Genomic DNA, 14,175 nt, shown 5'->3' with positions numbered 1-14,175 from the left:
GAACCGTCCGTCGTCCCTGTCAGCAGGTGGCGGTCAGGCCCGCCCAGTCGGCCCGGTCGTTGTAGCCGCCGTCGCCCGCGTCGCCGACCACCAGGTCGAGGACCCGTACCCCGGTCAGGTCCACGTCGACCTGGCGCGGGTCGTCCCGGGTCAGCACGCCGCTGTCGTACCGGATCCGGCCGTCGCCGACCACCTGGAAGGTCACCGTCGCGCCCTCGGGTCCGACGTTGCGGACCGCGTCGTCCAGCCCGACCAGGGCGGAGAGCCGGGTGCACCGGCCGCCGAGGTAGTAGCGGACCGTGGAGGGCGAGGCGACCCCGATCCCGGTCGGGTGGACTTGGCCGACGACGCTGATCGGGGAGCCGCCGCCGACGCTGGCGTCGACCGTCGGGCTCATCCAACCGCTGGTGGCGCTGATCCAGTCGTGGTGCGAGAGCACCACCGCGCCGTCCGGCGGCGCCGGGGCGACCGTCAGGGTGCCGACCGTCGACTGTCGCAGCCGGCCGTGCCCGGGTACCTGGTAGGAGGTGGTGGCGGTCAGCTTCGCGGCACCGGGTGCGGCACCGGCCGGCAGCGTCACCGTGAAGCCGAAGCTTCTGCGCTGCCCGCCGGCCAGTACCGGCACCGCCGCCCGGCCCACCGGCCGTACCGTCCAGCCGGCGGGTGCCGTCAGGGTCACCTGCGGTGCGAGTACCGGCAGCAGGCCGTCGTTGCGGACGGTGACCTCGACCCGCGCCTGGTCCCCGCCGGCCGCGACCGGCGCCGAACCGTCCGGCGTGCTGAGGCCGCCGACCTGGGTCACCTGCGGAAGTCCGGCGGTGACGTGCGGTACCCCGGGCAGCCCCCGGTGCGTGCCGACCCGGAACAGCGCCGCGCCGTGCGCCGGTACGGCTGCGCTGATGGTGCCGGCGCTCTCGGTGACCTGGTTGGTCCAGGCGTTCTCGACGGTGAACCGGTGGCCGGTCAGGCCGACCGCCTTCGCCGTGGTGGTCAGGGTCTCCGGGCTGTCACCCCGGTTGAGCAGCACCACCGCCCGGTCGCCGTCGGCGAGCCGCTTCACCCAGGTCTCGGTGCTGCCGGCCGGGCCGACCCGGACCGCCTGCACCCCGGCCGGGTCCTGGTTGATCGCCAGCACCTCGGGGTCGGTGAGGATGTCGACCGAGGTCTGGCTGATCTTGCGTACGTCGCTGGCGATCACCAGTGGCGCGGCGGCGACCGTCCAGAGCGTCATCTGGGTCCGGAACTCCTCGTCGGTCATCCCGAGTTCCGGCCCGAGGTAGTCCGGGTCGTTGAAGTGCCCCGGCCCGGCGACCTCCGGGTGCCGCGCGTTCGCGTCGAAGTTACGCAGTACGTCCTTGTACTTCACCTCGCCGACGAACCCGACGTCGGTGTACGTACGCCAGGACTGCGCGATCGCCGGGGCGTAGCTCCAGGAGTACGTGGACTGCTGCTCCTCCGGGTAGTCGCCCCAGTCGGGCGAGGTCACCGGGTTGCAGAGGTTGAAGATGATCGGCCGCTTGCTGGCGTTGTTGCGCAGCGCGGCGGCGAACTCGGTGTAGACGGTCTTCGGGTCGAGGCCGGCGGCGATTCCGCAGAGATAGTCCACCTTGACCGCGTCGAACTCCCAGGCGGCGAACTGGTCGGCGTCCCGCTGGTAGTAGCCGTGGCTGCCGAGCCCGCACTTCCCCGGGATGTACGGTCCGGCGTCGGTGTAGATGCCGGCCCGCAGGCCCTTGCCGTGGATGTAGTCGACCAGCGGCTTCAGCCCGTTCGGGAACCGGGTCCGGTCGGCCTGGAGGTCACCGGCGGCGGTACGCGGCTCCGGGTCCTGCCAGCCGCCGTCGAGCCAGACGATGTCGTAGCCGGCCTTGACGAAGCCGCGCTCGACCAGGGCGTCGGCGACCTGCTTCACCGACTCCTCGGAGAACTCCCCACCGAGCCCGTAGTAGGTGTTCCAGCCCTGGTAGGGGGTGGGGCTGAGCACCTGCCGGGTCACCGGCGGCGCGGCGGCGAAAGGCTGTGCCTGGGCCGGGACGGGTGCGACCAGCAGGCCGGCGGCGAGGGCGAGCACGCCGACGTACGCATGTCGTCTCACATCGTTTCCTTCGCTGTTGGGGGACGGGGGTGCTGGGTCAGGCGCGCCGGAGGACGACGAGTTCCGCGTCGTGCTCGGGTGTCCACCGGACCGGCAGACCGACGGTGCTCAGGTGGCTGCCGGAGTAGCGCCGTTCGTGGTGTCGGTAGGCGGCGGCCGGGTCGAGACCGGCCAGCGGGAGCCGGACCGGGCGGGACGGCAGCAGGCCGGCGCCGTCGAGCCGGCCGGTGTGCCAGGCGAGGACCACCACCGTCTCCTCGTCGGGCGCGGTGTACTGCACGGCGCAGCGGGGCTGGTCCGGGCCGCCGATCAGGTGCACGGTGCCGTGCGTGACGACGTCCCGGATCTCCTTGTACCGGGTGATCCAGCCGGCCGCCTCGCGGCGCTGCTCCGGCGTCCAGTGCCGGATGTCGGCGCCGATGCCGAGCACGCCGGCCATCGCCAGCACGAACCGGAAGGCCAGCGACCGGGGGCGCGGGTCGAAGAGGCCGGGCGAGTCGGTCACCCAGGAGCTGAGCAGGTGCGGGGCGTTGGCGTGCAGGAAGCCGTGCTGGATGGCGAGCCGGTCCAGCGGGCCGGTGTTGTCGCTCGGCCAGAAGACGTCGGCCCGGGCCGCCATGCCGAGGTCGGTCCGGGCTCCGCCGCCGGCGCAGGCTTCGAGCAGCACGTGCGGGTGGTCGCGGCGCAGCCGCTCGTAGATCCGGTGCAGGTTCGCCACGTGCGCGCCGTCGAGGTCGATCCGCCCGGCCGCAACCGCCGCCGTGGGAAAGCTCCGGCCCGCTTCGGTACGCGGCCGGTTGAAGTCCCACTTCAGATAGCCGATGTCGTACCGGCGGAGCAGTCCGTCCACCGTGGAGTGCACGAACTCGGCCACCTCGGGGCGGCCCAGGTCCAGCAGGTACTGGTTGCGGATCGGGGTCAGCGGACGGCCCCGCACCTGGTAGACCCAGTCCGGGTGTTCGGCGTAGAGCTTGGAGCGCGGGTTGACGCACTCCGGTTCGACCCAGAGCCCGAAGTTCATCCCGAGGCCACGGATCTCGTCGACGAAGGTGTCGAAGCCGTCCGGGAACTTCGCCGGGTCCGGGGTCCAGTCCCCCAGTCCGGCGGTGTCGTCGTCGCGGCCGACGAACCAGCCGTCGTCGACCACGAAGGTCTCGACGCCGAGGTCGGCGGCGATCCGGGCCAGCGCGAGCTGGTTCTCCGCGTCGACCGCGAAGTAGGTCGCCTCCCACGAGTTGTAGAGGACCGGACGGGGCCGCAGCCGCTCCCCGGCGAGCCGGCGCTGGTAGTCGTGCCAGACCCGGGCCAGCCCGTCGAGCCCGTCCGGGCTGTAGGCGCCGGTGACCGCCGGCAGCGTCAGCCGCGCCCCGGCGGGCAGGTCGAGCGGGCCGTCGACGAGGCGCCGGCCGGCGCGTACCCGGGTCAGCCCGCCGGTGTCCCGGGTCGCGCTGATCTCCCACGAGCCGGTCCAGTCCACCGCCACCGCCCAGGCGGAGCCGTCCGGTTCGGCCCGGTCCCGCACGACGAGCCACGGCACGTACGCGTGCCCCGGTACGCCCTGCGCGCTGCCGACGGTGAACTCACCGTGCCCGAGGTCGACGTGGTCGAGTTGGAACTCCTGCGCCCACTGCCCCCACTGGTAACTCAGCCGGGCACCGTGCGGGGTGGGTACGCAGAATCCGGCGGAGTCGGCCCGGTGCAGCCGCAGCGGCTCCGGGCCGGTGTTGGTCAGCTCGACCCACCGGCGCAGCACGTCGGTGTCGTCCGGGATCTCGTAGTGCAGCCCGACCCGCAGCCCGGTCACCGGGTCGGCGAAGGTCACCACCAGCCCGCCCGGGACACCCTCGGCGTCGACGTAGTCGAGGCCGACCCGACGGTCTCCCCCGGCGGTCTCCACCACCAGGTCGGCCCCGGTGAACGGCCGGGCGGCGTCGGTGGCGTACTCGACCGGGGCGGCGTCACCGGCGGTGAGGAACGGCACCGGTCCGGTGTACTCCACCGGCGAGGGACCCTCGGTCACCCCGTGCGGCCCCCAGGCCACCAGTTCGAGCCAACGCCCGTGCTCGGGTACCGCCACCGTGTATTCGGTGCGCGCCCCGCGCAGCGTCCACCGGCGCGCCCGCGGGGCGGTCACTTGACGGCTCCGATCGCGAGGCCGGAGACGAAGTGCCGCTGGAAGCGGAGGAAGACCAGTACGGTCGGCACCGCCGCGATCACGGTACCGGCGGCGATGACGTTCCAGGACGAGACGAACTGCCCCTGGAGGCCCAGCAGGGCCGGGGTGACCGGCATCCGGTCGTCGGTACGCAGCACCGTGATGGCCCAGAGCAGGTCGTTGAAGATCCAGGTGAAGGAGAGCGCGCCGAGGGCGGCCAGCGCCGGCCGGGTCAGCGGCAGGATCACCCGACCGAAGATCTGCCCCGGCCCGGCACCGTCGATCATGGCCGCCTCCTGGATCTCGCCCGGCAGGTCGCGCATGAAGCCGTGCAGCACGAACGTGTAGAAGCCGAGTCCGAAGCCGACCTGGACCGCGATCAGCGCCCAGAGGGTGTCGTAGAGGCCGATCAGCTCGCTGAACTTGTTCACCGGGATGAGCAGGATCTGCGGCGGCAGCAGGTTGCCGGCGAGCATCAGCAGCAGGATCGTGCGCCGGCCCGGGATCCGGAACCGGGCCAGCGCGAAGGCCGCCACCGCGGCCAGCGCCAGGCTGAGCAGCACCGACGGTACGGTCACCAGCATGCTGTTGACCAGCGCCCGCATCTGACCGCCGTCGGTCCACGCCTGGCGGTAGGTGTCCAGGGTGAACGAGTGCGGCAGGCTGCCCACCCCGTTCGCGGCGATGTCGTCGAAGGAGCGGAGCGACATGCTGACGACCCAGAGGATCGGGCCGAGCCAGAGCAGCGCCACCAGGCTCATCCCGAGGTGGAAGCCGCCGGTCCGGAGCTTGCGGATCATCAGTCCTCCCGGAACGCGCGGACGAGATAGCCGAGGATGACCGCCAGCGCCAACCCGAAGATGACGACGGCGATCGCCGAGCCGTAGCCGAGCCGCAGGCTCTGGAACGCGGTCGAGTACATGTAGGTGCTGAGCAGCTCGGAGGAGTGGTACGGCCCGCCCCGGGTCAGCGCCCAGACGATGTCGAAGGAGCGGAGCGAGTCGATCACGATGACCGAGAGCACCACCGCGTTGACCCCGCGCAACTGCGGGACGGTGACGTTCCAGAGCCGCTGCCAGCCGTTGGCGCCGTCCACCCGGGCCGCCTCGTGCAGCGCCGGGTCGATGGCCTTCAGGCCGGCGAGGTAGAGCACCATGACGTACCCGATCTGCCGCCACAGGGCGGGCAGGATGACCGCGTAGAGGGCGGTCTGCGGGTCGGCCAGCCAGGGCCGGATCAGGTGCTCCAGGCCGATCGTCCGGAGCACCTGGTCGGCGAGCCCGTCGGGCTGGTAGAAGACCCGCCAGACCAGCCCGGTCACCACCAGCGAGAAGACCACCGGAGTGAAGAGCGCGGCCCGGTAGAAGCCGATGCCGCGCCGCTCCTTCTGCAACAGCAGCGCCATGCCGAACCCGCCGACCACCGAGAGCCCGCCGAAGAGCAGCAGCCAGATCACGGTGTTGAGCAGGGCGCCCCGGAAGACCGAGTCGCCGGCCATCTCGGCGTAGTTGTCGAGACCGATGAACTGCGGCGGTTCGAGCCCGTCCCAGCGGGTGAGCGAGAAGTAGAAGCCCTGTAGGGCCGGCCAGAAGACCCAGATGCTCTCCACCGCGAAGGGTACGAGCACGAAGGCCACCAGCAGCGGCGACATCCGCCGGGCAGGTCGCCGCCGGGACGGCTTCCGGTCCGGCGCCGGCCGCTGCCGGGGGCTCTCGGTCGGGGCGAGTACGGTCATCAGCCCTTGAAGACCTTTTCCGCTCCCGCCTGCCACTCGCGCAGGATCGCGTCGATCTGGTCGGGCTTGTCCATGAACTTGGTCAGCGCGGTGTCGGCGGTCGGCTGGAGCGCGTCGCTGGAGTCCCGGTTGAAGAACTGGGTCAGCTCCTGCGCGCTCTCCAGCATCGCCTTGCCCTTGGCGACCAGCGGGGAGTCGGCGGCCTTCGCCTTCGGGTTGGCCGGCAGCACGATGCCGGAGCTGTGCCTGATGTACTCCTCTTGCGCCTCGACCGAGGCCAGGTGGCTCAGCAGCGCCTTGGTGCCGGTCGGGTTGCCGGTCTTGGCGCTGGCGAAGAAGCCGTCGGTCGGGCCCTCCTCGGCGACCGGCACCGCCGGGTCGATGATCGGGAACCGGAAGAAGTCGAGGTCGCCGAGGGCGTCCTTCGGGGCGGCGTCGGCGAAGAAGGTGCCGATCAGGAACATCCCGGTCTTGCCCGCCAGCAGCGCGGCGGTGGCCTCCTGGAACGGGTACGCCTTGCCCTTCGGGTCGAAGTACGGCAGCACCTCGCGCCAGCGGGTGAAGACCGCCTTCACCTTCGGGTCGTCGAAGCGCTGCTTGCCGGCGAGCAGCTCACGGTGGAACGGCGCGCCGTTGATCCGGATGTTCAGGTAGTCGAACCAGGCCGACGCCACCCACGGGGTGTCGCCGAGTCCGATGCCGATCGGCGGAATCCCCTTGCCCTTGAGCGTCTGGCAGAGCGCGACGAAGTCGGTCCAGTTCTTCGGCTCCTGCACGTTCCACCTGGCGAAGTTCGACTTGCGGTAGAAGAAGCCCCACCAGTAGTTGGTCATCGGCACGAAGACCTGCTTGCCGGAGGCGTCGGTGGAGATGGTGCGCAGCGCCTCGGGGTAGTCGGCCAGTCCCTGCCAGACGTCGGAGACGTCCAGCAGCAGGCCCTTGCTGGCGTAGTCGTCGGCGACCGAGCCGGCGTACCAGGTGTAGAGGTCCGGCGGGTTCGCCGAGGTCAGGTACGTCGGAAGCTGGGTACGGTAGGTCTCGGCGGCGATCGTGTTCAGCGTCGCGCTGCCCTTGCCCTGCTTGTTGAAGGTCTCGATGATCTTCTCCATCGCGGCCTTCGCCTGCGGGGAGGAGAGATTGGACTGCACGGCGACCGGGCCGTCGCTCCCGCCCCCGCCGGAGGAGGTGCTGGCGGAACTGGCGCAACCGACCAGGCCGCCCATGCCGAGCGCGCCGAGGCCGGCGAGTCCGAGGTGGCCGAGGAACCGGCGACGACCGGGGTCGAAGTCGCTCACGGGGAGTATCCCTTCCTCATCGACCCGTGCTCGGGTCGCGGGTGTGTCACTCAGGTAAACGGTGTGATCCAGAAGGTTGCATCCACGGGTCGCGGCTGTCAAGATTTCTTCCTAATTAATGTTTTGATCTGCGGGACGGTGACGGGTGGAGAGCCAGCGGACGCGACGACTGGACGGTAAGGTCGCCCTGGTCACAGGGGCTTACGGCGGCATCGGCGCGGCCACCGCCCGACGGCTCGCCGCCGAGGGCGCGGCCGTCGGCCTGCTCGACCTCCGGCCGGCCGAGCAGGTCGCCGAGGAGATCACCGCAGCCGGCGGCCGGGCCCGCCCGATCGTCGCCGACGTCTCCGACGAGACCGCCTGGGCCGGTGCGGTAACCACGCTCCGTGATCTGTTCGGCCCGGTCGACATCCTGGTCAGCAACGCCTACCTCAGCGAGGTCGCCCCGGCGCACGAGACCAGCCGGCAGTCCTGGGACCGGCAGCTCGCGGTGAGCCTCACCGGCAGCTTCCTCGGCCTGCGGGCGTGCCTGGCCGACCTGCGCGCCGGCCGGGGCGCGGCGGTGCTCGTCTCCTCCGTGCACGCGCTGGTCGGGCTCCCCGGTCACCCCGCCTACGCGGCCGCCAAGGGCGGGCTGGTCGCGCTCGGCCGCCAGCTCGCCGTCGAGTACGGCCCCGAGGTGCGGGTCAACACCGTGCTGCCCGGCCCGATCCTCACCGCCGCCTGGGACAGAGTGTCCGAAGTCGACCGGCAGCGCAGCGTCGCGGAGACTGTGGCCGGCCGGTTCGGCACCCCGGACGAGGTGGCGGCGGCGATCGCCTTCCTCGCCTCACCGGACGCCGGCTACGTCACCGGCACCACGCTGGTGGTGGACGGCGGTTGGACCGCGGTGAAAGCCTCGGCCTGACCCGGACCACCCCCGTCGGACCAACGAGAAGGCACGGAGAGCATTGGCACAGTACGCACGCCGCGGCGTCCACGGGCAGACCGTCGAGGTCATCGCCCGGCGCATCCTCGCCGGTGAGATCGCCGAGGGCGCCACCCTGAACCTGGCCGCACTCCAACAGGAGCTCGACGTCAGCCTCACCGCGCTGCGCGAGGCACTCAAGGTCCTCACCGCCAAGGGCATCGTCGACGCCCGGCAGAAGCGGGGCACCTTCGTACGCCCCCGGGCCGACTGGCACCTGCTCGACGGCGACGTGATCCGCTGGCAGTTCGCCGAGGGCGCCGGACAGCACCTCCTCGACCAGCTGCACGAGGTGCGTACCATCGTCGAGCCGGCCGCCGCCCGACTCGCCGCCACCCGCGCGACCGGGGCCGACCTGGCCGCCCTCGACGAGGCGCTGGCCGAGATGTCCGCCGCCACCGACCCGGTCACCGCCGTCCGGGCCGACCTCGCCTTCCACCGCGCGCTGCTCGCCGCCACCCACAACGAGCTGGTGCAGCGCATGGAGGTGGTGATGGAGACCGGACTGGCCGAACGGGACCGCCTGGTGCACGGCGGGGCACCCGACGACGACCCGGTACCCAGCCACCGCGCGGTGGTCGAGGCAATCCGGCGCACCGACGCGACCGGCGCCGAGCAGGCCATGCGCGACCTGCTGGACAAGGCCATCCGGGACGTCCAGAAGCTACGCCGGCGCCCGGGCGACAGGCGGTGAGCGTCGCTGTCCTCGTCGGGTGGGCACGGGCTGAGCCATTACAGAGAGGCGTCCAGTGAAGATCGTCCGAATCGAGACCTTCCTCGTCCCACCCCGGTGGCTCTTCTGCCGGGTGGAGACCGACGAAGGGCTGGTCGGCTGGGGTGAACCGGTGGTGGAGGGCCGGGCCGAGGTGGTCCGGGCCGCCGTCGAGGTGCTCGCCGAGTATCTGCTCGGCGAGGACCCGCTGCGGATCGAACAGCACTGGCAGATCCTCACCAAGGGCGGCTTCTACCGAGGCGGCCCGGTACTCTCCAGCGCCGTCGCCGGGATCGACCAGGCACTCTGGGACATCGCCGGCCAGGCGTACGGCGCCCCGGTGCACGCGCTGCTCGGCGGCCCCGTCCGGGAGCGGGTCCGGGTCTACTCCTGGATCGGCGGCGACGAACCGGCCGAGCTGGCCGCCGCCGCCGCCGCACAGGTCGAGGCCGGGATGACGGCGATCAAGATGAACGCCTCCGGCCTGCTCGCCGCCATCCCCAGCGCCCGCGAGGTGGCGGCCGTGGTGCGCCGGGTCGCCGCCGCCCGGGAGGTGCTCGGCGACGACCGGGACATCGCGCTGGACTTCCACGGTCGGGCCACCCCGGCGGCGGCCCGCCGCATCCTGCCGGAACTCGCCCCGCTGCGTCCGCTCTTCGTCGAGGAACCGGTACTCCCCGAGCACAACCACCAGCTCGGTGACCTCGTCGGCGCCTCACCGGTGCCGATCGCCACCGGTGAGCGGCTCTTCGCCCGGCACGAGTTCCTCGGGCCGCTGCGCGCGGGCGTGGCGGTGGTGCAGCCCGACCTCTCGCACGCCGGTGGCATCTCCGAGGTACGCCGGATCGCCGCGCTGGCCGAGACGTACGGCGCGGTGCTGGCCCCGCACTGCCCACTCGGGCCGATCTCGCTCGCCGCCAGCCTCCAGGTCGCCTTCGCCACGCCGAACTTCCTGATCCAGGAGCAGAGCATCGGCATCCACTACCACGCCGGCTCGGAACTGCTCGACTACGTGGTCGACCGGGAGCCGTTCCGGTTCGTCGACGGGCACCTGCGCCGGCCGGAGGCGCCCGGGCTCGGCATCACCGTCGACGAGCGGGCCGTACGCGCCGCCGCCCGGCACGGGCACGCCTGGCGCAACCCGGTCTGGCGGCACGACGACGGCTCCTTCGCGGAATGGTGAGCCGACCCGACCTCCCCGCACCGGTCGCCGTGCCGCTGCGGGTCGCCGTCGACCACCGACACGGTGGACGGTGGACCAGCCTGGCCGGTGGCGGGCGCGAGTGGCTCTGGCGGGGCGGCGCGACCGGCCGGGAGCGGGTCGCCCCCGGCGACGCCTTCGTCGACGCGGGCGGCCTGGAGGAGTGCGTGCCGACGGTACGCGGCAGGCCGGACCACGGCGCCGCCTGGTCCCGTCCCTGGCGGACGACCGGTCCGCGGAGCGCGGTCGTCGACTGTGCCGACTTCACCCTCGCCCGCCGGATCACCGAGGAGACGGGCGCGGTGGTGGCCCGTTACCGGCTCGCGGCCGAGCCGGGCTACCGGTTCGTCTGGGCGGCACACGCCCTGCTCGACCTGTCACCGGCGGCCCGACTGGTCGCGCCGGCCGGCACCCCCACCCGGCTCTACCCGGAGGCCGCCGAGCTGCTGCCGCCCGGGACGTGGCGGGCCGGGGACCGGTGGCACACCGCCGGCTGGCCCGACCCGGCCGGGTTGCCGCTCGACCGGCTCGGCCCGGACGACGGTACCGCGCTCGGCGCCGTGCTGGTCGGTGCCGACGACGTACGGGTGGTGGACGGGACCGACGCGCTCCGGCTGCGCCTGCACTGCCCGGACCAGCCCCGTTCCGTCGCGCTGTGGCGCAACCTGCGGGGCTGGCCGGCGGCGGCGCCGTACCGGAGCATCGGGGTGGAGCCGATGCTCGGCGCGGTCTTCGACCTGGCCGAGGCGGATTCCGACGGCGGCGACACCGCTGCGGCCGGCAACGCCGCCGTGGTACCGGCCGACGGCGAGGTCGAGTGGGAACTCGTGGTCACCGGGTACCGCTCGGGCTAGCGCCCCCGGCTCATCGTCGGGCTCACCGGGACGGCAACGACTCGATCGCCCGGGCCAGCTCGCCGAGATCCTCGATGACGACGTCCGCATCGGTCAGCGCGTCCGGGGCGTGGGTGCCGGCAAGCGCCACGACGCTGGCCCCCGCCGCCCTGCCCGCGGCGACTCCAGCAGGGGAATCCTCGACGACGACACAGGACACGGCGTCGACGCCCAGTTGACCCGCGGCCAGCAGATATCCCTCCGGGTCGGGCTTGCCCCGGCGCACATCGTCGGCCGCCACGAAGACGGCCGGAATCCGCAGCCCGGCGCCGCGCATCCGAGCGGTCATGAGGGCGCGGGATCCGGACGTGACGACGGCCCACCGGTCTGCGGCGACCCCGTCGAGCAGCGCAGCGGCCCCGGGGATCGGCTCGACCAGGGTGGCGTGCCGAAGCTCCAGCTCCGCTATCTCCCGCACGACCGCGCCGACCGCATCGGCCGGAAAGAACTCCGGGACCACGTCCTCGTCGCGCCGCCCGTGGCAGACCCGCAGGATGTCGTCGCCGTCGACGCCGTAGCGGGAAGCCACCTCGCGCCAGACGGTGGTGACCGCCTGCGCCGAGTCCACCAGCGTGCCGTCGACATCGAAAAGGACGGGTCGATCCACCACTGACTCCCCCGGCTGCCGGCGTGCTGCGAGACCTTCCGGGTCCCGACCCTACCGGCCGCCGGCCCCGGGAGTCGCCGACCAGCACCACCGACGACCAGCGGGAGCCAGGGGTGTTCCCGCCGGTCGTCGGCGGTCGGTCTCGACCGACTATCCCATCGAGAAGCTGGGGTGCGGCGGTTGGTTGTACGCGGTGTTCTGCCAGGCGACGGCGACCCGGTACTGCCGGTCCTGCATCAGCGAGGGCCGGGAGATGCTGGTCGAATCGGTCGTGGAGTAGATGCGCAGCGCCGAGTTGTTCGACGTACGCCAGATGACCTCCTCACGCCAGTCACCGAGGATGTCGGCGGAGAGCGCCGGGGTGGACTTGGTGCCGTTGTTCGAGGCGACCCCGGAGCCGGTGAGCAGCCGGGTGTCGCCACCGGTGCCGTACTTGTCGATGCGGGTGCCGTCGAGCAGCTCCCGCTGCGCGTCGCCGTCCCACCAGATGACGAAGTTCGCCGAGGACGGGTTCCGGCCGATCGAGGCGCCGGAGCTGTTGTAGAGGTTGCCCATGTTGGTGCCCGAGCCCCAGAACTCCGCGCCGGGGTTGCCGGCGTAGATGTCGGCGGCCACGCCACGGCCGGGACCCTCGGATCCCCCGTTGTTCGGCCGCTGCCAGATGACCTGGCCGTTGCTGCCGGCGTGTACGTCGGCGGCCGGCTGGTTGCCGGACTCGTGGATGGTGAACACCTCGATGCCGGCCCGGCTGGGGATCAGGTCGCCGACGTGCAGCGCGTCGCCGTGCCCGAAGCCGGTGGAGTACATCAGGCTGCCGTTGTCGTTGATGGTGGCCGCCCCGTAGATGATCTCGTCACGGCCGTCGGAGTCGACGTCGGCCACGGAGAGGTTGTGGTTGCCCTGACCGTAGGCGCCGCCGCTGTTGCCGGAGTCGTACGTCCAGCGCCGGGTCAGGCTGCCGTTGCGGAAGTCCCAGGCGACGATGACGGCCCGGGTGTAGTAGCCCCTGGCCATGATCAGAGACGGTCGCTGCCCGTCGACGTACGCGGTCGCGGCCAGGAACCGGTCCACCCGGTTGCCGTAGTTGTCTCCCCAGGAGGAGACGTTGCCGCGCGCCGGCTCGTAGTTCACGGTGGAGAGCACGGCGCCGGTCTGGCCGTTGAACATGGTCAGGAACTCCGGGCCGGCGAGGATGTAGCCGCTGGAGTTGCGGTGGTCGGCGTTGGCGTTGCCGATCACCTGTCCGGTACCGGAGCGGGTGCCGTCGGCGGTCTTCATCGCCACTTCCGCGCGGCCGTCGCCGTCGTAGTCGAAGACCTGGAACTGGGTGTAGTGCGCACCGGCCCGGATGTTGCGGCCGAGGTCGATCCGCCACAGCCGGGTGCCGTTGAGCTTGTACGCGTCGATGTAGACGTTGCCGGTGTAGCCAGACTGTGAGTTGTCCTTGGCGTTGGACGGGTCCCACTTGAGCACGATCTCGTACTCGCCGTCGCCGTCCAGGTCCCCGACGCTGGCGTCGTTGGCCGAGTAGCTGTACGACTCGCCGCTGGGCGTGGAGCCGCCGGGCGGGATCTGCAACGGCACGTCACGCGAGGTGGCGAACGGTACGACCTCGGACTCGGCGGCGGAGAGCAACTCCACCCCGCCGGTGACCGGGCGGACCGAGTAGCTGGCGTCCGCGGGCGCGCCGGCGTCGAGGTAGCTGGTGGCCTTGGTGATCGGGGTGGCGTTGACCTTCAGTGCGCCCCGGTAGACGTTGAAGGCGATCCCGGCCGGATCGCTGCGCAGCAACCGCCAGGACACGAAGTTGCCCTTGTCCGAACGGATCGCGATCAGTCCGCGGTTCAGCTTCTCCGTGGTCCCGTGGGCGTCGGCCGGTGCGGCGGCGCCGCTGGCGGGGAGCGGGTCGGTGCCGGCGTACGCGCCGGTCGGGGTGACGACGCCGGCAGCGCCGACGGTGAGGGCGGTGGCGGCGGCGAGTACCAGCCGCGGCGCCGACCGGCGGGCGCGCGACAGACCGGCCGGCGCGGGGTGGTGGTTGATACGTTTCATTGAACCGTCCTGGGTAGGGGTGCGCGGGGAGGCGGCACCGGTGGAATGGCCCTGGCCCGTACCGGGGTGCGCGTGACGTTCGGTGTTGCCTGCCCGGATGCAGAACGTCGCGGCAGCCGGTCCGGAATCGTGCTGACGAGGATGGCCTTTACGTGAGCGCTAACAAGCGTGCCCCGGTGTCGAGCAGGACGTGCCGCTCGGTCCGCGCTCCTGAACCCGGCCCGAGCCAGGTGGCTGCCCCTGGCCAGCGCCGGAGAGCAGTTCACCACGAGATCGGGCCAAACGTTTACATTGACGACGGTAAACATGGTGTGACTCGCACGTCAAGTGCCCTCAGCGACCGACCGGGGTGCGGAGATCCGTCCACTGTGGCCGGTACGGGCGCGTACGATCGAACGCCAAACCCATAACAGGCAACCGCTTACGGCCTTCGGGTGCACCCGCGACCCACGACGCGCGCACC

General features: G+C 71.9%; 11 protein-coding genes. 4 read left to right on the top strand and 7 right to left on the bottom strand.

All coding sequences use genetic code 11. The features are described from left to right. Nucleotides 1-19: 19 nt before the first annotated feature. Genes C6361_RS28850 through C6361_RS28830 form a run of 5 tightly spaced genes read right to left on the bottom strand, consistent with a single transcriptional unit; the run spans nt 20 to nt 7,280 of the window. On the bottom strand, nt 20-2,095 hold the full coding sequence (locus tag C6361_RS28850) for an NPCBM/NEW2 domain-containing protein (protein ID WP_107269635.1): 2,076 nt from the start codon (nt 2,093-2,095) through the stop codon (nt 20-22). Nucleotides 2,096-2,132: 37 nt separating this feature from the next. Beyond that, a complete protein-coding gene (locus C6361_RS28845) occupies nt 2,133-4,229 on the bottom strand; it encodes an alpha-galactosidase (protein ID WP_107269634.1) in 2,097 nt (698 codons plus the stop codon). Continuing rightward, on the bottom strand, nt 4,226-5,050 hold the full coding sequence (locus C6361_RS28840; RefSeq protein ID WP_107259083.1) for a carbohydrate ABC transporter permease: 825 nt from the start codon (nt 5,048-5,050) through the stop codon (nt 4,226-4,228). Before C6361_RS28840 ends, C6361_RS28845 begins: the two co-directional genes overlap by 4 nt. Then, nucleotides 5,050-5,985 carry a carbohydrate ABC transporter permease gene (locus C6361_RS28835; protein WP_107259082.1) on the bottom strand — a complete coding sequence of 312 codons (936 nt, stop codon included), beginning with the start codon at nt 5,983-5,985 and terminating at the stop codon, nt 5,050-5,052. The genes C6361_RS28840 and C6361_RS28835 overlap by 1 nt, the downstream gene beginning before the upstream one ends. Then, nucleotides 5,985-7,280 carry an ABC transporter substrate-binding protein gene (locus tag C6361_RS28830; protein ID WP_107269633.1) on the bottom strand — a complete coding sequence of 432 codons (1,296 nt, stop codon included), beginning with the start codon at nt 7,278-7,280 and terminating at the stop codon, nt 5,985-5,987. Before C6361_RS28830 ends, C6361_RS28835 begins: the two co-directional genes overlap by 1 nt. Before the next feature lie 145 nt (nt 7,281-7,425). Here C6361_RS28830 and C6361_RS28825 point away from each other — a divergent pair, with 145 nt between their 5' ends. Genes C6361_RS28825 through C6361_RS28810 form a run of 4 tightly spaced genes read left to right on the top strand, consistent with a single transcriptional unit; the run spans nt 7,426 to nt 11,014 of the window. Further along, nucleotides 7,426-8,187, top strand: coding sequence for an SDR family NAD(P)-dependent oxidoreductase (locus C6361_RS28825; RefSeq protein WP_107269632.1), 762 nt, complete (start codon nt 7,426-7,428; stop codon nt 8,185-8,187). Between the two features lie 43 nt (nt 8,188-8,230). Then, complete coding sequence (locus C6361_RS28820; protein WP_107269631.1) at nt 8,231-8,941, top strand: FadR/GntR family transcriptional regulator; 711 nt, start codon at nt 8,231-8,233, stop codon at nt 8,939-8,941. A gap of 55 nt (nt 8,942-8,996) precedes the next feature. Further along, complete coding sequence (gene dgoD, locus C6361_RS28815; RefSeq protein ID WP_107269630.1) at nt 8,997-10,142, top strand: galactonate dehydratase; 1,146 nt, start codon at nt 8,997-8,999, stop codon at nt 10,140-10,142. Further along, on the top strand, nt 10,136-11,014 hold the full coding sequence (locus C6361_RS28810) for a hypothetical protein (protein WP_107269629.1): 879 nt from the start codon (nt 10,136-10,138) through the stop codon (nt 11,012-11,014). The genes dgoD and C6361_RS28810 overlap by 7 nt, the downstream gene beginning before the upstream one ends. A gap of 22 nt (nt 11,015-11,036) precedes the next feature. Here C6361_RS28810 and C6361_RS28805 read toward each other — a convergent pair whose 3' ends face one another. Together C6361_RS28805 and C6361_RS28800 are read right to left on the bottom strand one after the other, a co-directional pair. Continuing rightward, nucleotides 11,037-11,660: an HAD-IA family hydrolase gene (locus C6361_RS28805; RefSeq protein ID WP_107269628.1), complete on the bottom strand. Its 624-nt coding sequence runs from the start codon at nt 11,658-11,660 to the stop codon at nt 11,037-11,039. 150 nt (nt 11,661-11,810) lie between these two features. Continuing rightward, on the bottom strand, nt 11,811-13,712 hold the full coding sequence (locus C6361_RS28800) for a rhamnogalacturonan lyase (protein ID WP_159079525.1): 1,902 nt from the start codon (nt 13,710-13,712) through the stop codon (nt 11,811-11,813). Nucleotides 13,713-14,175 lie beyond the last annotated feature (463 nt).

Source organism: Plantactinospora sp. BC1 (assembly GCF_003030345.1).
GTDB lineage: Bacteria > Actinomycetota > Actinomycetes > Mycobacteriales > Micromonosporaceae > Plantactinospora.
Note: the sequence above shows the minus strand (reverse complement) of the source record. Positions and strands in the feature narration are given on the sequence as shown.

Excerpts from the sequence above, each read along its gene's own strand:
- C6361_RS28840 (WP_107259083.1), bottom strand. The coding sequence starts at position 5,050 with ATGATCCGCAAGCTCCGGACCGGCGGCTTCCACCTCGGGATGAGCCTG.
- C6361_RS28835 (WP_107259082.1), bottom strand. The coding sequence starts at position 5,985 with ATGACCGTACTCGCCCCGACCGAGAGCCCCCGGCAGCGGCCGGCGCCG.
- C6361_RS28810 (WP_107269629.1), top strand. The coding sequence starts at position 10,136 with ATGGTGAGCCGACCCGACCTCCCCGCACCGGTCGCCGTGCCGCTGCGG.
- C6361_RS28800 (WP_159079525.1), bottom strand. The coding sequence starts at position 13,712 with ATGAAACGTATCAACCACCACCCCGCGCCGGCCGGTCTGTCGCGCGCC.